We start from the raw sequence: 17,370 nt of genomic DNA on the forward strand, positions 1-17,370 counted from the left end.
GCACTTATTATTACCTATTAACTTTGCCTGACGGAACTCTAAAGAAAGGCTTTTTGGAAGTTATTAAATAACTGATACAGAATTTATCTTCTCTGTAAAATCACATTCAAAAAAATAATTTTCCGAAGCATCTATTTTGCATTACATTTGTTATATCATTTTTAGCCCCCGATTGTTAAACTAAAAGGGATCCTTGTCTATTATTTTGATATTTTCGCTTAAATTTTTCGTCCAATTTTGTTTGGAATTTCACACGCTAATATATGAAGATAGATAAATACATTGGGCATTCGGGTTACACCTCCAGAAGAAAAGCCTGTGTTTTAATTGAAGAAAAAAGAATAGTGGTAAACGGAAAACCTGCCACATTTAGTACTAAAATTAAAGAAGGCGATCTTATTTTAATTGATGGTATAAAATTAGAACCTAAATTTTTTATACCCACATACATTGCTTACAACAAACCAAAAGGGATAGAATGCACTTCTGAAAAAATAGCCAACAATATCATTGATGCGATTGGGCATACCGAAGATATTTATCCAATAGGCAGGTTAGATAAAGATTCTGAAGGGCTCATTTTACTAACGAACCAAACAGAATTAATAGATAAAATAATCAATCCGGAATTTGGTCATGAAAAGGAATACATCGTTACCTTAAACTTACCCGTACGGAAACAGTTTTTAAAAGAAATAGCAGAAGGAATTAAATTACATAAAGAACAAACCAAGCCCTGTGTGGTTAGTTTAGAACCTAAAGCCAAACGTATTTTCAGGATTACATTAACACAGGGACTTAATCGGCAAATTCGGAGAATGTGCAATGCGTATGATTACCAAGTAATAAAACTACAACGCGTTCGTATAATGCATATAAAATTAGATAAACTAAAACTGGGCGAGTGGCGTAATTTATCTACCGAGGAATTAGATGTGTTATTTGAATCGGTAGACGCTAAATAAATTAAAGCGTTCGCTTTTTTACATATCTTTGTAATAAGATTCATTTTTGCAATGAAAAAAGTTACTGCTATATTTTTCTGCCTATTTTATTTGCTCTCTACTTCGGGAGTGGTGTGGAATAATTTTTATTGCTGCGGAAAATTAAAACAAATTACTTTTTTCAGTTCTACCAAAAGCACAGCTTGCAAAAGCGTAAAAAAACTTCCAGGATGTTGCCAAAACAAAACATTCTTCGCAAAAGTTAAAGACAATCATCCACCTTCTTCTGAATTAAAAGTAAAAAAGACAACAGATGTTATTCATGCTTATTTCGTTCCTCTTAGCATTCTTTCTGTAAAAGCAGAAACCTTTTCTTTTACTAGATTATATCCTCCACCTCTGCATTGCAATCAGCCTGTTTACATAGCTGAATGTAATTTCCGCGTTTGATTTTTTTATAGATTCCACTACTTTTCCAATTCTTAAATTGGAACGGGAAAATAATTTTTTCTACTGAAAATATTATTTCATTTAACCTTACTCTTAAATTTTATTAAAATGAAAAAAGCGATTCTTCTATCGTCAGCAATACTGGTATTCGCAATTAGTTCTTGTACTAATTCGACTACTCAAAAACAAGAAAATGTAAGTCAAACAACAATTCAAAATACAAGTTTTGATACTACAAAATTAAAATCAGGGATTGTGTTTTATCAATGCGAAATGAATCCGGAAGTAATTTCTGACAAACCAGGAACTTGTCCGAAATGCGGAATGACGTTAGAAAAAGTGATTAAAAAATAAACCGATGAAACGAAAATTATTTTTTTGCGGATGCTTTGTTGTTTTCGCTTGTATCAGAATTTTAGCGCAAACCACGCTTGCTGCTTATATTGATACGGCTCTGAAAAACAATCCCAGTCTTCAAGTATATACTTATGAAAGCAGTGCTTTACAGCAGGAAATAAAATCTGCGAAAGCATTGAATGATCCGCAACTAAATGCTGGAATTATGAATCTCCCAAGCAATTTCAATTTTACGGATGATATGATGACGATGGAACAAGTGGGAATTGAACAAAGTTTTAGTGTTGGTAAAAAATATTTTTTGCGAAACGATGTAGCCGAGAAAAATTACGAAGTCAGCACTTACAATGTGAAAGCGCAGCAATTACTTCTCATTAAAGAAGTAAAACAAATTTATTATGATTTGTATACGCAAAATAAAATGATTGAAATTACCAAAAAAAATATCGAAATTTTAAAATCATACATTGATATTGCCAACACAAAATACAGCACAGGACAAGGAACGCAGCAAGATGTTATGAAAGCGCAAGTAGAAGTTAGTAAAATGCAAGAACAAGTAATTGACGCACAAAGTATGAAAGAATATTTAACAGCTACCTTCAACACCTTGCTATCTCGTGATATAATGGACTCTGTGGAACTTCCCGAAGAAATAAGTTTTCAAAAAATAAATCTTCTGATGTATCCATTGATGCAAGAAGTGGCTGTGAATAATCCGATGGTGCTTTCGTCAAAAATAACACAAAGCAAAGACAGCGCTTTTTATCTATTAGCAAACACTTCTAAGACTCCTGATTTTACGGCAGGATTCTGGTACGGAGAAAGACAAGCAACAATGATTGATGGAAGTAAAGCGAGTAATTTATTAGGTTTTACTTTTGGGATGAATCTGCCTTTATACTACAAGAAAAAACAAAATCCTTTGATTGCGGAAGCAAGTATAAAAATGCAGGAATCGCAATCGGTAGCAGAAGCTACGCAGCATCAATACCAATTGGATTTGCATCATGTTTTAATAGATGCTTATCGAAATGAAAAAATAATTTCCTTATACCAAACACAACTAATTCCAGAAACTACTGAAAACGTAGCTGCGGGAATTACAGGTTATCAGGAAAATAAAATTGATTTTATGACTTTGATAGATAATTTCTTGTCCTTGTATAATTATCAATTAAAATATTATCAAGCAATAGCAGATTATTACAAAGCCGTTGCAGGAATAGAAATGGTTACAGGAAAAAAATTAATCACTCAATAATATAAAAATGAAAATAAAAAATATTTTTGGAATTATTTTGTTCCTCGCAATAATTTCAATAGTCGGATACTTTAGTTATCAGCATTTAGCATCTAAAAAATTAAAGGGAAGCAATCTGGTTACATCCGACATTGCTTATTATCATTGCGGAATGCACCTTTGGATACATAGCGACAAGCCAGGGAAATGCCCAGTTTGCGGAATGGATTTAACACCCGTTTATAAAAAAGAAAGCAAAAATGAACAAGGAGTTGTGGAAATAAGTCCGACAACGATTCAAGATATTGATGTGAGAACGGAAGTAATTAAAAAACGGAAACTCTCGCGAATAATTACTACCACTGGCATTGTTGATTATAACGAATCAACAGAATCGGAAATCACAACAAAATTTTCAGGATACATCGAAAAATTATTTGTGGATTACACTGGACAATCCGTACAAAAAGGGCAAGCATTATTTACAATTTACAGTCCGGAATTAGTTGCAGCCGAACAAGAATATTTACAAGCCATTCAATATAAAAACACAATCAAAATTGCGAATGACACTGCTATCATTGGACAATCGGACAACTTAGTACAAAGCGCGAAAAAAAAATTATTGCTTTGGGATATTTCTCCTGAACAAATTCGTTCCTTGGCTTCGAGCCGACAAGTAAAAAAATCGCTTACTATTTACGCGCCTATTTCAGGAACTGTAATTCAAAAAAATATTCTGGAAGGAATGCAAATACAAGCCGGAATGTCTTTATTTCAAATTGCTGATTTATCTAAAATGTGGATGTATGCTGATATTTTCGAAAATGATTTGCCATGGATAAAAACGGGAGAAGCAGCATCTATAACATTACCAAATGATTCAGGAGAAGTAGTTGATGGAAAAATTTCTTACATCTATCCTTTCGTGCAACAACAAACACGAACGGTAAAAGCCAGAATTGAAATCTCGAATAAAAATATTTTTTTGAAAAAAGATATGTACGTAAGTGTTAGCATCACACCAAAAAATAGCATCAATACAGTTGCTGTTCCGGAGCAAGCTGTTATCCACAGCGGCACACGAAATATTGTTGTCCTCGCTTTAGGAAAAGGAAAATTTAAACCTGTAAATGTAACATTGGGTTTACTGGCTAACGGATATTATGCTGTAAAAAGTGGTATTCAGGAAGGCGATACAATTGTTACCTCTTCTCAATTTTTGATTGATTCGGAAAGTAATTTAACAAGCGCATTCTCGTCTATGCAAGGAATGCCGGGAATGTCTGGAATGCAACCATCAAAATCAGATTCAACAAAAAAATAAAACCTAAAATATTATTGTATCAAAATGGAAACAAGAAAAGAACATTGGGAAAAAATTTATTCTACCAAACTGCCTCACGAAGTAAGTTGGACGCAGGAATTTCCTAAAACATCTTTAGACTTTATTCACAATTCTAATCTGCCAAAAACAGCAAGCATTATTGATATTGGCGGTGGTGATAGTAATTTAGTAGATCATTTATTAAATGAAGGGTACGAAAACATTTCAGTTCTTGATATTAGCCAGCAAGCTTTAAAAAGGGCGCAACAAAGGCTTGGATATCGTGCAGAAAAAGTGGATTGGATTTGTTCCAACATCACAGAATTTCATTCTAAAAAAACGTATGACTTTTGGCACGACAGAGCAACATTTCATTTTCTGATTACGGAACAAGAAATTCAAACATATCTCTCTATCGCCAAGAATGCAGTTAAAAAAAATTTAACAATTGGAACATTTTCTAAGGAAGGTCCGAACAAATGCAGCGGGCTTGATGTCCATCAATACAGCGAAATAGAATTACAAAGTGAACTAAGTAAAGGATTTCAGAAAATAAAATGTATTACAGAAGTCCACACAACACCTTTCAATACGAAGCAAAATTTTTTGTTTTGTTCTTTTAAAAAAAATATTGAATAAGATTAAAAAAATAATTGAATTGGGCGACAGTAATACTGAAGAAACTGGCAACAGAGGAACTGAAGAAAACAATAAAAACAATAAAAAAATGAAAACTATAATTTTTTCAGTTGCATTTGTGCTAAGTGCACTCATGCAAGAAGGTTGTGCGCAACCAAGCAACAACACTTCAGCTAATGCAACAACTCAAATCAAAGCATCAAGTATTAGACTAGAACAAAGCAAAGACTCCGTAGCTGTTAAAGACCCACTTAACGGAGTGCTTTCAGCATACCTTGCTTTAAAAAATGCTCTTACTGCTGACGATGGCACAACAGCGCAAGCAAGTGCAAAAACAATGTTGGATAAAATCGGAAAAGTTCCGATGGATAAAATGACAAGCGACCAACATACTCTTTGGATGAAATACATTAAAAAGCTCACTTATGATGCAACACACATCAGTGAGACAGACCATGTAGAGCATCAAAGAGAACATTTTATTACACTTTCAAAAAACATCTATGATGTTGAAAAAGGATTCGGCACTAACTCAGAAACTCTTTATTATCAATATTGCCCAATGGCAAATGATGGAAAAGGTGCTTATTGGGTAAGTGAAAAAGAAAAAATCAGCAATCCATTTTTAGGAAAGAAAATGCCAACTTGTGGTTCAACAAAAGAAACATTAAAAGTAAAATAAATTTTTTATAGTAGATCTGATTAGCAACCTGCTCTACTATAATTTAAAAAGAGAATTAAAGCAATATTGCTTAAAACAATAAATTAAAAAATCAGGATGCCTAATTTTTTAAAAGAGTTTCCAAATCTGCACCCTTTAGTTGTGCATTTTCCCATTGTGCTTTTATTGCTGGCAGTTTTATCACAACTGGCAACTTTGTTTTTGCCGGAAAACAACCAACTCAAATGGCTCACCTTTTTATTTTTGATTACAGGTTGTATCGGTGTATTGGTTGCAATTTATACTGCGGTTCATATTAGCGGTGATGCAAGCGATAAAGCTATTGAGCTTTTTGAAGCGCATCAGCATTTTGGAAAACTTACTTTTTGGTTTTCACTCGCTGCAACTATTCTTCGTTTTATTACTTTAAAATGGTTTAAAAGACAATGGTTAGAAATTATTGTTACGGCAATAATAATTACAACAGGATCATTGGTTATAATCACAGGACATCACGGAGCGGAATTAGTTCACGTTTACGATGTGGGACCAAAAGATAATAACGTAATGTCAGAATAAATTCTAAAACAATTCTAAAATGAAAATAATCAATAATACAACTAAATATATTTTTCGTTTGCTAAAAAAAATTTTCACGAAACAAAATTGCTGCAAGTGTGCAATTATTTTTTCACTTACTTTAACGGAAACAGCACATGCTCAAAAAGCTGTTAGATATGATTTATATGTAAAAGACACACTCGTCAATTTTTCAGGGAAAGTAAAACATGCAATCGCAATTAATGGACAAATACCTGCTCCAACACTTACTTTCACTGAAGGCGATACGGCAGAAATTTACGTGCATAATATGCTCAATACAGGTACAACACTTCATTGGCACGGACTTTTTGTTCCAAATCAATACGATGGAGTTGCCTATTTAACACAAATGCCCATTCCGCCTCACCAAACACATTTATATAAATTTCCAATCATTCAAAATGGAACGTATTGGTATCACAGCCATTTTGGCTTGCAAGAACAAACTGGAATGTATGGCTCATTGATTTTATTGAAACGAAAAAATGATTCTACTTTTAGAAAAGGTATTGATGATTTGCCTTCAATACCAATTGTTTTAAGCGATTGGACAGATATGAAACCAATGGAAGTTGACCGTTCATTACACAATGCTACTGATTGGTTTGCAATAAAAAAAGGAACAACACAAAGTTATGGAGAAGCAATTAAAAGCGGGCATTTAAAAACCAAACTCACTAATGAATGGAAACGCATGACGGCAATGGATGTAAGCGATGTGTATTATGAAAAGTTTTTAATAAATGGAAAGAACACGAGTGAAAAACCTCAATTTAAAGCAGGTGATAAAGTGCGACTGCGTATAGCAAATGGCGGAGCCTCTACTTATTTTTGGCTTAGCTATGCAGGAGGAAAAATTACTGTTGTAGCCAACGATGGTAACGATGTAGAACCAGTTCAAGTTGACCGTTTAATAATAGGAGTTTCTGAAACCTACGATGTAATTGTAACAATTCCCGAAAATAAAAGCTACGAATTTTTGGCTACTTCTGAAGACCGAACAGGCTACGCTTCGTTATGGTTAGGCAGTGGCGAAAAAGTATCAGCAATAAAACTACCCAGACTAAAATATTTTGCAGGTATGAAAATGATGAACAATATGATGAAAATAGATGGAAATTTAAAGTCGATGGGAATGCCAATGAGTGATCAAACAATGGATATGAATACTGTAATGTATCCTGAAATTACAGGAGAGACAGAGTCAAAAAACAAAAAGCAACCGAATGATGAAATGAACAATATGAAAATGGATAGTATGAATATGCAAAGTGAAAGTCCTAATATCGTTACGCTAAACTATGGCATGTTACGCTCAACTCATAAAACAACATTACCTCATGATTCAACAATGCTTTTACATTTTGAATTAACAGGGAATATGAATCGCTATGTGTGGACAATAAACAACAAAACGGTTTCTGAAACGGATAAAATCCTAATTCACAAAGGGGAAAATGTTAAAATTATTCTTTACAATAATACCATGATGAGGCATCCCATGCACCTGCATGGGCATGATTTCAGAGTGCTTAATGGACAAGGAGAATATGCGCCTCTAAAAAATGTTCTCGATATTATGCCAATGGAAACCGATACCATTGAGTTTGCTCCAACAGAAGCAAGTGGTGATTGGTTTTTTCATTGTCATATTCTTTATCACATGATGAGTGGAATGGGCAGAATATTTAGTTACGAAAACTCACCATCAAATCCTGAATTACCAAATCCAAAATTAGCACTTAGAAAATTATATAATGGCGACAGAGAATTTCATTTCATGTCAAAAATTGGCATAGAAACAAATGGAAGCGATGGCAAAGCCATGTTTGCAAACACCCGCTGGCAATTTAGTGAACTTTGGCATTTAGGTTATTCTACTGAACATGGTTATGAAAGCGAAACCATGTTCGGGAGATACATCGGAAGAATGCAGTGGTTCTATCCCTATGTAGGATTTGATTACCATTATAAAAAAGACGGCTTGTCTCAAAAAAATTTCTTTTCTCTTGAAGGCAGCCCAACAAATATTTTCGGAAGTGATTCATATAATTGGTTTAATCAGAAAAGCAATATAAACAATCGTCATACAGCAGTAGTAGGTCTTGCATATACCTTACCCTTACTCATAATTGCTGATGCACGAATAGACGGGGACGGAAAATTCCGTTTTCAATTATCACGCGAAGACATTTCAATTACTTCTCGATTACGTTTTGGTTGGATGATAAATACTGACAAAGAATATATGGCAGGATTCAGATACATCGCAACAAAATATATTTCCATCTCCACACACTATGACTGCGATATGGGCTTAGGTGTGGGGGTAATATTTATTTATTAATTAAATCGTTATGCTAAAAAAAATAATTGAGTGGAGCATCAATAATAAATTTTTTGTCATTCTTATTGCGATAGTTGTAATAGGAATTGGGATTTATTCCATTGAAGAAATTAAGATTGATGCCATTCCTGATTTAAGTGATACGCAAGTAATTATTTACACCAACTATCCCGGGCAAGCTGCCGAATTGGTAGAGCAGCAAGTTACATATCCCATTACTACTGCAATGATGTCGGTAGCAAAAGCAAAAGTGGTTCGGGGATATTCCTTCTTCGGAGTTTCAATGGTGTATGTTATTTTTAAAGATGGAACTGATTTGTATTGGGCGCGAAGTCGAGTCTTGGAATACTTAAATACGATTGCCGACAAATTACCTCCCGATGTGAAACCATCAATGGGCCCGGACGCTTCAGGAGTTGGTTGGGTTTATGAATATGCACTTACCAGCAAAAGTCACGATTTATCCGAATTGCGCTCTATGCAGGATTGGTATTTGCGCTATCAACTTGAAAGTGTTCCTGGTGTGGCAGAAGTAGCAAGCATTGGTGGTTATGTCAGAAATTATCGCGTAACGGTAGATCCTATAAAAATGCGCGCTTATCATATTTCTCTGCAAGAAGTTGAAAGTGCTATCAAGAAAAGTAATAATGATGTTGGCGGTGGAACAATTGAAATGGGCGAAACGGAATTTATGGTTCGCGGAATTGGCTATTTAAAGTCCTTAGCTGATTTTAATAAAATTCCTGTTGGGATTTCTACACCTGTTACTTCATCAAATATCACTTCTCTGATAAATAATCAAAATGAAAGTCCTCCTTTAAATGATGATTTTAATAGCGCAACGGGAACACCTGTTTATCTTTCGCAAATTGCCACAATTAGCATTGAACCCGAAGCGCGAAGGGGTATTGTCGAATTAAATGGGAAAGGCGAAACTGTTGGCGGAATTGTAATTATGCGTGATAAAGAAAATGCCGTTGCCACGATAAATGCAGTAAAACAAAAACTGGCAGAATTGAAAAAAGGATTACCCGATGATGTAAAAATTACAACTGTTTATGATCGTTCTTCTTTGATAAATAGAAGTGTTGATACATTGCGCGACAAATTAATTGAAGAAGGAGTTATCGTTTGCCTTATTTGTTTGCTATTTCTATTTCATTTCCGGAGTAGTTTAGTCGCAATTATTATGTTGCCGATTGCCGTTCTCATTTCATTTGTGGTGATGAATATACAAGGATTGAGTGCTAATATTATGTCGCTCGGAGGCATTGCTATTGCCATCGGGACGATGGTGGATGCCGCCATTATTATGATTGAAAATGCACATAAACATATTGAGGAAGACAATGAAAGTGGAAAAAGTAGATGGAAAATAATTACCGAATCGGCTGTAGAAGTAGGTCCTTCTTTGTTTTTCTCTTTGCTTGTGATAGCCGTTTCCTTTTTACCCATTTTCACTTTACAAGCACAAGAAGGAAGGATGTTTAAGCCACTTGCTTTCACAAAAACATATTCAATGGCGGCAGCCGCACTTTTGTCCATAACGCTTGTTCCTGTTTTGATGGGTTTATTAATTCGTGGAAAAATTCCGAAAGAAGAAAAAAATCCGATCAATCGTATCATGATAAAAATCTATCACCCGGTTTTAAATTTTGTATTACGATTCAAAAAAATAATTTTATTGTCTGCATTGATATTACTTGGTTTAACATTCATTCCATTTCATAAAATAGGTTCTGAATTTATGCCGTCTTTGTGGGAAGGAGATTTACTTTATATGCCGTCCAGTCTGCCTGGAATTTCCATCACAAAAGCAGCAGAAGTATTGCAACAAACCGATAAAATTATTCGCACATTTCCAGAAGTAAAAACAGTTTTCGGAAAAATGGGAAGAGCTGAAACTTCTACCGATCCTGCTCCATTAGATATGATGGAAACAACCATTATGTTAAAACCACAAAGTGAATGGAGAGAAGGAATGACACAGGAAAAATTAATTCAGCAAATGGATAGAGCTTTGCAAATTCCGGGATTAACAAACGTTTGGACAATGCCTATCAAAAATAGAATTGAGATGTTAAGCACCGGAATAAAAACACCAGTTGGAATAAAAATAGCCGGACCAGATTTGCACGTGCTTGATAGTTTAGGAAGACGCATTGAAACAATTATGCACACCGTTCCTGGAACGGCTTCGGCTTATGCCGAAAGACTATTTGGCGGTAATTACATTGATTTTACTATTAATCGCGAAGCTGCTGCACGTTACGGATTAGCAGTAAGCGATATAGAAAATGTAGTTCAAACAGCTATTGGCGGAAAAGATATTTCGGAGATGATAGTGGGTTTGCAACGCTATCCAATTTCCATTCGTTATCCGAGAGAACTGCGTGATAATATTGAAAGTTTAAAAAATATTTTGGTGAGCTCACCTCTTGGCGCACAAATTCCGCTCGGACAATTAGGAACATTTGAATTTAAAAAAGCTCCGATGTTAATTCGCAGTGAAGATAGTCGCCCGAATGATTGGGTGTATGTAGATGTGAAAGGCACTGACATTGGCACTTATGTAAAAAATGCAAAAGAAATTGTTGCGAAAAGCTTTACACTTCCAACAGGTTATACACTTTCGTGGAGCGGACAATTTCAATCTATGCAAAGCGCCAACAATCGTTTAAAATGGATTATTCCGTTTACGTTGTTTCTTATTTTTGTGATTCTCTATCTCAATACAAAATCACTTATAAAAGTAGCTATTATTTTTTTAGCAGTTCCCTTTTCATTAATCGGGGCATTTTGGATATTGTATTTACTCCATTATAATTTGAGCATTGCTGTGTGGGTTGGGATAATTGCTTTAGCAGGATTAGACGCAGAAACAGGCATTATTATGTTGTTGTATTTAGATATAGCTTATATCGAAATGAAAAAAAATGGGCGGATGTTAAATCAAGAAGATCTGAAAGAAGCCATTCATCACGGAGCAGTAAAAAGAATTCGTCCAAAAATGATGACTGCAACAGCAATCATAGCAGGTTTGTTGCCAATAATGTGGAGTACAGGATCGGGAGCAGATGTAATGAAGCGCATTGCAGCACCAATGGTTGGTGGAATCATTACAAGCGTTCTTTTAGAATTATTGATTTATCCTATTATCTATTACTTGTGGAAAAATAGGGAATTAAAAAAACAGAAGCTGAAACAGCCAGTGGATTAAACAGCAGCAAAACTCTTGGATATTCAAAAAAATAGATAATTTTGATGAATCTAAAATAATGATTTTGTAATTTACTAACATTAATTTATAAAAATTGAAAGTAACATTTGCGTTTCTTCTTACTTTTTGTTTTACGTCCGTCTCTTTTCTTTCATATTCACAGGGATGTAGTGATGCAGGTGTTTGCTCTGTAGGTTCTCTCAGCATACTGCATTTACAATTCAAATTTGAACTTCTGCCCATGGATACCATAAGTAGACCGGCACTTATGAAGGCAGAAGATCCGAACCTGACTACTGGACTTTATAAGTCAAAAAATGACACAAACATAACAGTTTCAACCCAGGCAAATGCGGGTTTACAAACTCAAACAGTCAAAAAACGATTATCGGATACAAGTACAGTTGAACAATACAAAATTGGAAGCTTGCCTCGCTACTTTTTTCAATTGACAAATTATTATGGCTTGGGTGATGATCATACTTCTATTTCTACCACTCAATTGGAAGCGAATATCAGGATTAAGCAAAAATTCTTTTTCCAGATAAAATTACCTTATTCATATATCAGCGGTAATTTGGGTAATACTAACGGCTTAAGTGATATTTTTACAAGTTTGAGTTATATTGTGTTTAATAAAAGCAACTCAAATTTGAGCCTGACCGGAGGTCTTAAGCTTCCAGCAAATCACGCCAATCTTTCAAAAGATGGTCTACCTCTTCCCATGGTTTATCAAACAAGCCTTGGAAGCACAGATGGTCTCGCTGGAGTTAAATACACCATCCATAAATGGGATTTTACCTTTGGATATCAGCATTCATTTAATACTTCAGGGAATCAATATCTGCATCAACCAACGCTTGAAAACAGCGCCTACAACACGTATGATGAATCCAATTTATTAAAACGCAAGGATGACGGTATTTTCAGGGTTAATCGAAATTTTCAACTGAAAAAGTGGAATGTGATTGCTGGTCTGCTTTTCATATATCACATGGCAAATGATGATTACACCAATGAATTAGGAGAGAGAGTCGCAATAATAGGTTCTAAGGGTTTGACGCTAAATCTCAATCTTGCAACTACCGTCCCAATCTCTAAAAAGTTAGATTTTACTTTTGTATTTGGCAAACCTTTGATTCTGAGGGAAACCCGTCCAGATGGTCTCACCCGCGTATTTGTCGCTATTGCAGGCATAAAATACACCCTGTTTTAACTAGTTAGCTGTAACCTGGTTTGTGGCTCCGGCGGGAATCGAACCCACATCAAAAGTTTAGGAAACTTCTATTCTATCCATTGAACTACGGTGCCAATAATATTTTTGATTCGAAAAAATTATTTTACGAGACAGAAATTTATGTCATAAAAGTGACTTCAAAAAAATAATTTTTCAAAGAGATAAATTTATTTATAAACTCAATCGTCTTTTTTTATTTTCGATTTTCTTTTATTCCTTTGCCGAAGAAAATGGCGCATATTGATTCTTAACCTTTCGTAAAATGAAGCGCAAACAACAATGAAACCTGCAACAAAAAAAAGTTTGAGCGCAAGGGTCGAATACAAAACGCCACAAAAAATACCTCCGCTGAAAAAAAATAAAATGGTAATTAAGCGTATTTTAATATTTCCCATTAATAATTTTTGTTCGTTTGCTTCTTTGTAAAAAAAAAGTTGAGATAATTCAATGCCAAGATCGGTGAAAAGTCCAGTTACATGGGTTGTTCTGACTATTGCATTCGATACTTTTGTTACCATTGAGTTTTGCATTCCCATCGAAAATAAAAGGATACAAGCGAGAATATTTTTATACGAAAATGGATTTATCTGTGTACACCAATAGCCTACTAAAAAAAGTAAAAAGGCTTCAATGTAAAGGACAATTGAATAAGGATTTTTTTTCTTTCGTCCCAATAACTCCACAATAGTGTTTGAAAAAAAAGCTCCAACTAAGAACGAGAGAATCCAAATTAAAAAAATAAAGCCTGTGTAATAATCGTTCAGACTAATATTTTCGGAAAAATGAGCAAAATGTCCGGTTACATTAGTCGTAAGCGTTTTTATTGTTAATAAACTTAAAACATCTACCATTCCGGCAACAAACGACAACATTGCCGCCAAATGCAGGTTGTCTTTTAGTGTTCGCTTATTTCCTTTATGTCGGAACATTTTTATCAAAAAATTGAAATTGAGTGCAATTTGCTACATTTTTACTTCTGGAACTTTTTTTTTAAAAGTATTTTGGAGATTCTATTTCTAATTTACTGTTTTAGGAGGAGATTAAGTCATAATTAAATTATTCTATCTTTTTTTCAATTTATGACGTAAGTCATTTTTTATCTTTTTCATCGTAGGTAACTTTGAATAATCAAAAAAATAAAACTATGGAAACAATTCATATTGCTGCAAAATACCACCAGGTGGGAATTGCAAAAAAGGAAAACAAAGAAAGTGTTCTTTCAAAATGGATCGCTCAGATAAGCCCATCGGACGAGGATTTACGAATAAATCATTTTGGTATTGTGTCGTTTGCGCTTATATTTCAGGCTTGCGTGGGCTCAATTGCATGTGCATTATTATTGGCGAATGGTTTAAATAATGTATGGTTTATAGCGTGTGTAGGAACCACAATGGCTATTTTAGTAACTATCCTTGGACAATCTCCTACCAGATGGGTGTTGCGAGCTTTTTATGTCGCATCTATAGTAAATTTTATTATTATTATTTACTGTTTGCTATAATAAATTTTCGTGTTTCAAAGTAAAAAGCACTTCCAATATTTTGGTTAGTGTTTTTATTTTATTTTTTTAATTATTAAATTTATTGTTATTAGGATTATTGAAACTCCAAACATAATCCAATCATATTTCAATGCCTGTTGATTATAAATAGTTTTAATAATATTTATAATGCTCATAAAGCCAATTCCCGCCCAGAAACTAACGCCTATAAGAAACCATTTAATTTTTTGTTCTTTATTCATTTTTCTCCTTTTATTTATATTGAAAGTTCAATATAAATAAACAAAAATTAATCATTCAATTTTCAATAATCCATTTTTTTGCTTCTTCTAATTCGGAGTTTTTAAACACCCGAACTTCACAGGGGATTATATGTCCGAAAAATTTTACCGAAGCGTTTATTAGATGATTATCCGAAACCAATGCACATTTATACCAAGCAAATAAATTCGTCATTCCTGTTTTTGCATCATCCAACATGGCTGATAATTCAAATCCTGAAAAATTAGCTCCAATATGGTAAAGGATACTGATTTTTTTATTTCGCTTTAACTTATCTTCAATAGCAGGAATTAAAACGGTTTCGTAATCTGTTCCTGTAACTTTACCTTCTGCGGTAATTCCCAGAACATTATCTGGGAAGTCTTTCATTAAGTGTATCATGTTTATTAATTAGTTTGATTAAATTTTTTTGTTGTGAACTTAAAATTAGAGCTAAAATTTATTTTACTTTTCCATAAGCCTTTTCAAGGAAGTTCCTAATACATAAATGATAAGTAACATAAATAGAACAAGGAAAAAAAGCAGGTATTCTGTAAAACTAAACATATTTAACAATGAGCTTCCAGATGAAGCAGGTTCAATTTTCTTTTGTATTGCTGGATTGACAGTCGTGTTTTGAGATGAAACTGAATCTGCCGAAGCAACTTTTGTATTTTGAGGCGAAGCAGTATTTGTGGAAGTCGCCACAACTTCTGCGCCTCCTACTTTAATGAAATTAAGGATTGCTTTAATTTGGTCTTCATTAAGTGCCTGATCAGGCATCGGAATATTACTATTGTCAGCAAATAATTTGACAGCAGCGGTATCGCCAGCCTGCACAAGAGATTGGGATGATTTTATCCATTTTAATAACCATTTTTCACTCCGGTAGCTTTCAACGCCTTTTAAATCTGGGCCTACTAATTTACCTTTTCCTATTGTGTGACAAGCCACACAATTGCTTGTAAATAAATCTGAACCGTTATATGCAAAAAGTTGTAAATGTGAAGCGATTAGTAAGGTAATTAACGAAATTAGAAACTTAGATTTCATGATTTGTATGTTTTAGAATAAGTATTTATTTTAGTTAGCAGATTTCAGAAAAGCCCTGATTTTAGAGATTTCTTGATCTGTGAGTAAGGCTTTTTGACGCATGTGTTCACAAGCTGCATCCCATTGGTCATCACTAAATGTGTGTGGGTCGGGTGCGTTATGACAACGACTACAATTCTCTCCCCATAATTGAGCGCCCGATTTTGATGAAATTTCTTCAGGAACTTTGCAGCCGTTAATAATAGTTGCGCAAGCTATAGCTATAAGAAACATGACTAATACTGTTTTGTTGCGAATTCCCTTTTTCATATCATTTGTTTTTAATAATTTCATATGCTTTTTAAAAATACCACATCCCTCTTAATGTAATTGTAGTTTGAGTGGGGCTGCCACTTTGAGTATAAATATCATAAGCAAGATTTACGGGTGTTTTCCAAGTATACCAATAGGTAAGACAAATAGTAGTTTGGTTTATTGGATTTCCTCCCCATAAAGCAGTTGTTGGAGTAATTAATGAGCCAATTCTACCTCCTAATTCTAGATTAGAAAGGAATTTATTTGAGAAGCCGCTTGCACATACCGTTGCGCCTAAATACCAACCACTTATTTGGTTATTAAAACTAGGAAAGAGAAGCGAGTCTGTTTCTGATTTATATAGATTGAAATTTTGAGTTTGAGAATATTCGTATTGTCCCTGTACCCTCAACATAATAGGGCTAAATAGATGATAATAATTTACATACGCTGCTGCCGATGTACTACTTATATTTTCAAAATGGCTACCAGCATCGCCTGTCTTTGGCGTGTATTGTGCCGATACTCCTATTTCTAGATTTGAATTAGAGAAAGGTAATAAACCAAGTTCGCCTCCAACCGCTTTATTCTTGTTATTGTCTGTATAATTACCATAATTTAGAATTCCATTTTGAATTCCTGTACTATCAACTACTAATTGAGGACCGTTAGCTACGTATAGCTGGTAAAGCAATTTTGAATAACCAGCTTGTATTCCTCCTTGTATACCTATACCTGATTCTGTTTGTACTCCAATTCCCATTCCTACAGGAGTTGAGCAGTAGCGATTTGTGAAATCATCTAATATCCCTTCATACATACCTGATCTGGGCTGGAAATTACCTCCAAATAAATAAACTGCAGGGGCAATTCTATAATAAATAATAGCCTCATTTAAGTTTACGCTAGAACCTCCGCCAGGAGATTGGTTTACGGCAACTTCTACCTGCACATCAAGGAAAAGTCGGTCGGTAATTTTGACTAAAGGCATAAGCATTAACCCTAAAGGATCTGCTCCGAAACTATTTGTAGAAGGAGCACCTTTAAATTTATTATTTTGCCACGAAGTAAAAACTTCTCCTGCAAGTAAAAACTTTTCACCTCCTCCTTGAGGTGAATTTACGACATCTGTTTGGGATGTTGAATCTGTTTGGGCAGAGCTTGAATTTACTAAAGCGCCTATTATTATTGCAAAAATTAAAGCGGTTAGTTTGGTTATTTTCATGTGTAGAT

17 protein-coding genes and 1 tRNA gene are annotated in these 17,370 nt (G+C 34.3%); 12 read left to right on the forward strand and 6 right to left on the reverse strand.

Annotation, left to right across the window (positions count from 1 at the left end):
- The first annotated feature begins 263 nt into the window (after window positions 1–263).
- The 11 genes from ABIZ51_06345 to ABIZ51_06395 all read left to right on the forward strand — a co-directional run bounded on the left by ABIZ51_06345 (window position 264) and on the right by ABIZ51_06395 (window position 13,007).
- The gene (locus tag ABIZ51_06345) at window positions 264–965 is read left to right on the forward strand and encodes a pseudouridine synthase (protein MEO7088397.1); all 702 of its coding nucleotides are present in this window, start codon (window positions 264–266) and stop codon (window positions 963–965) included.
- A gap of 51 nt (window positions 966–1,016) precedes the next feature.
- The gene (locus ABIZ51_06350) at window positions 1,017–1,394 is read left to right on the forward strand and encodes a hypothetical protein (protein ID MEO7088398.1); all 378 of its coding nucleotides are present in this window, start codon (window positions 1,017–1,019) and stop codon (window positions 1,392–1,394) included.
- Window positions 1,395–1,502: 108 nt separating this feature from the next.
- Entirely contained in the window at window positions 1,503–1,748 is a 246-nt protein-coding gene (locus ABIZ51_06355) for a heavy metal-binding domain-containing protein (protein ID MEO7088399.1), read from the forward strand.
- A 4-nt stretch (window positions 1,749–1,752) separates the two neighbouring features.
- A complete protein-coding gene (locus tag ABIZ51_06360; GenBank protein ID MEO7088400.1) occupies window positions 1,753–3,015 on the forward strand; it encodes a TolC family protein in 1,263 nt (420 codons plus the stop codon).
- A gap of 7 nt (window positions 3,016–3,022) precedes the next feature.
- On the forward strand, window positions 3,023–4,321 hold the full coding sequence (locus ABIZ51_06365) for an efflux RND transporter periplasmic adaptor subunit (GenBank protein MEO7088401.1): 1,299 nt from the start codon (window positions 3,023–3,025) through the stop codon (window positions 4,319–4,321).
- An 18-nt stretch (window positions 4,322–4,339) separates the two neighbouring features.
- Entirely contained in the window at window positions 4,340–4,960 is a 621-nt protein-coding gene (locus ABIZ51_06370; GenBank protein ID MEO7088402.1) for a class I SAM-dependent methyltransferase, read from the forward strand.
- Window positions 4,961–5,048: 88 nt separating this feature from the next.
- Window positions 5,049–5,642 carry a DUF3347 domain-containing protein gene (locus tag ABIZ51_06375; GenBank protein ID MEO7088403.1) on the forward strand — a complete coding sequence of 198 codons (594 nt, stop codon included), beginning with the start codon at window positions 5,049–5,051 and terminating at the stop codon, window positions 5,640–5,642.
- A 96-nt stretch (window positions 5,643–5,738) separates the two neighbouring features.
- Entirely contained in the window at window positions 5,739–6,200 is a 462-nt protein-coding gene (locus ABIZ51_06380) for a DUF2231 domain-containing protein (GenBank protein MEO7088404.1), read from the forward strand.
- A gap of 19 nt (window positions 6,201–6,219) precedes the next feature.
- Window positions 6,220–8,571, forward strand: a complete 2,352-nt coding sequence (locus ABIZ51_06385) for a multicopper oxidase domain-containing protein (GenBank protein MEO7088405.1) — start codon at window positions 6,220–6,222, stop codon at window positions 8,569–8,571.
- A 10-nt stretch (window positions 8,572–8,581) separates the two neighbouring features.
- Window positions 8,582–11,791 carry a CusA/CzcA family heavy metal efflux RND transporter gene (locus ABIZ51_06390; protein MEO7088406.1) on the forward strand — a complete coding sequence of 1,070 codons (3,210 nt, stop codon included), beginning with the start codon at window positions 8,582–8,584 and terminating at the stop codon, window positions 11,789–11,791.
- Window positions 11,792–12,032: 241 nt separating this feature from the next.
- The gene (locus ABIZ51_06395) at window positions 12,033–13,007 is read left to right on the forward strand and encodes a hypothetical protein (protein ID MEO7088407.1); all 975 of its coding nucleotides are present in this window, start codon (window positions 12,033–12,035) and stop codon (window positions 13,005–13,007) included.
- Window positions 13,008–13,030: 23 nt separating this feature from the next.
- On the opposite strand, the gene ABIZ51_06400 is transcribed toward ABIZ51_06395, so the two are convergent.
- Both ABIZ51_06400 and ABIZ51_06405 read right to left on the reverse strand, forming a co-directional pair.
- Window positions 13,031–13,102: transfer RNA gene (locus ABIZ51_06400), tRNA-Arg, on the reverse strand.
- Between the two features lie 105 nt (window positions 13,103–13,207).
- The gene (locus ABIZ51_06405) at window positions 13,208–13,957 is read right to left on the reverse strand and encodes a YoaK family protein (GenBank protein ID MEO7088408.1); all 750 of its coding nucleotides are present in this window, start codon (window positions 13,955–13,957) and stop codon (window positions 13,208–13,210) included.
- A 215-nt stretch (window positions 13,958–14,172) separates the two neighbouring features.
- Here ABIZ51_06405 and ABIZ51_06410 point away from each other — a divergent pair, with 215 nt between their 5' ends.
- Entirely contained in the window at window positions 14,173–14,529 is a 357-nt protein-coding gene (locus ABIZ51_06410) for a hypothetical protein (protein MEO7088409.1), read from the forward strand.
- A 297-nt stretch (window positions 14,530–14,826) separates the two neighbouring features.
- On the opposite strand, the gene ABIZ51_06415 is transcribed toward ABIZ51_06410, so the two are convergent.
- The 4 genes from ABIZ51_06415 to ABIZ51_06430 form a co-directional block, all read right to left on the reverse strand.
- Complete coding sequence (locus ABIZ51_06415; GenBank protein ID MEO7088410.1) at window positions 14,827–15,192, reverse strand: STAS/SEC14 domain-containing protein; 366 nt, start codon at window positions 15,190–15,192, stop codon at window positions 14,827–14,829.
- 63 nt (window positions 15,193–15,255) lie between these two features.
- Window positions 15,256–15,843 carry a cytochrome c gene (locus tag ABIZ51_06420; GenBank protein ID MEO7088411.1) on the reverse strand — a complete coding sequence of 196 codons (588 nt, stop codon included), beginning with the start codon at window positions 15,841–15,843 and terminating at the stop codon, window positions 15,256–15,258.
- Window positions 15,844–15,873: 30 nt separating this feature from the next.
- Window positions 15,874–16,116 (reverse strand): cytochrome c, encoded by a 243-nt coding sequence (locus ABIZ51_06425; protein ID MEO7088412.1) that lies wholly within the window; start codon window positions 16,114–16,116, stop codon window positions 15,874–15,876.
- Window positions 16,117–16,183: 67 nt separating this feature from the next.
- A complete protein-coding gene (locus tag ABIZ51_06430) occupies window positions 16,184–17,362 on the reverse strand; it encodes a hypothetical protein (GenBank protein MEO7088413.1) in 1,179 nt (392 codons plus the stop codon).
- Between the last annotated feature and the right edge of the window lie 8 nt (window positions 17,363–17,370).

It is taken from the genome of Bacteroidia bacterium (assembly GCA_039924845.1).
Taxonomy (GTDB): domain Bacteria; phylum Bacteroidota; class Bacteroidia; order DATLTG01; family DATLTG01; genus DATLTG01.

Coding starts and splice junctions, on each gene's coding strand:
- ABIZ51_06345 (MEO7088397.1), top strand. CDS start 264: ATGAAGATAGATAAATACATTGGGCATTCGGGTTACACCTCCAGAAGA.
- ABIZ51_06350 (MEO7088398.1), top strand. CDS start 1,017: ATGAAAAAAGTTACTGCTATATTTTTCTGCCTATTTTATTTGCTCTCT.
- ABIZ51_06355 (MEO7088399.1), top strand. CDS start 1,503: ATGAAAAAAGCGATTCTTCTATCGTCAGCAATACTGGTATTCGCAATT.
- ABIZ51_06360 (MEO7088400.1), top strand. CDS start 1,753: ATGAAACGAAAATTATTTTTTTGCGGATGCTTTGTTGTTTTCGCTTGT.
- ABIZ51_06365 (MEO7088401.1), top strand. CDS start 3,023: ATGAAAATAAAAAATATTTTTGGAATTATTTTGTTCCTCGCAATAATT.
- ABIZ51_06375 (MEO7088403.1), top strand. CDS start 5,049: ATGAAAACTATAATTTTTTCAGTTGCATTTGTGCTAAGTGCACTCATG.
- ABIZ51_06380 (MEO7088404.1), top strand. CDS start 5,739: ATGCCTAATTTTTTAAAAGAGTTTCCAAATCTGCACCCTTTAGTTGTG.
- ABIZ51_06385 (MEO7088405.1), top strand. CDS start 6,220: ATGAAAATAATCAATAATACAACTAAATATATTTTTCGTTTGCTAAAA.
- ABIZ51_06390 (MEO7088406.1), top strand. CDS start 8,582: ATGCTAAAAAAAATAATTGAGTGGAGCATCAATAATAAATTTTTTGTC.
- ABIZ51_06395 (MEO7088407.1), top strand. CDS start 12,033: ATGGATACCATAAGTAGACCGGCACTTATGAAGGCAGAAGATCCGAAC.
- ABIZ51_06405 (MEO7088408.1), bottom strand. CDS start 13,957: ATGTTCCGACATAAAGGAAATAAGCGAACACTAAAAGACAACCTGCAT.
- ABIZ51_06410 (MEO7088409.1), top strand. CDS start 14,173: ATGGAAACAATTCATATTGCTGCAAAATACCACCAGGTGGGAATTGCA.
- ABIZ51_06415 (MEO7088410.1), bottom strand. CDS start 15,192: ATGATACACTTAATGAAAGACTTCCCAGATAATGTTCTGGGAATTACC.
- ABIZ51_06420 (MEO7088411.1), bottom strand. CDS start 15,843: ATGAAATCTAAGTTTCTAATTTCGTTAATTACCTTACTAATCGCTTCA.
- ABIZ51_06425 (MEO7088412.1), bottom strand. CDS start 16,116: ATGTTTCTTATAGCTATAGCTTGCGCAACTATTATTAACGGCTGCAAA.
- ABIZ51_06430 (MEO7088413.1), bottom strand. CDS start 17,362: ATGAAAATAACCAAACTAACCGCTTTAATTTTTGCAATAATAATAGGC.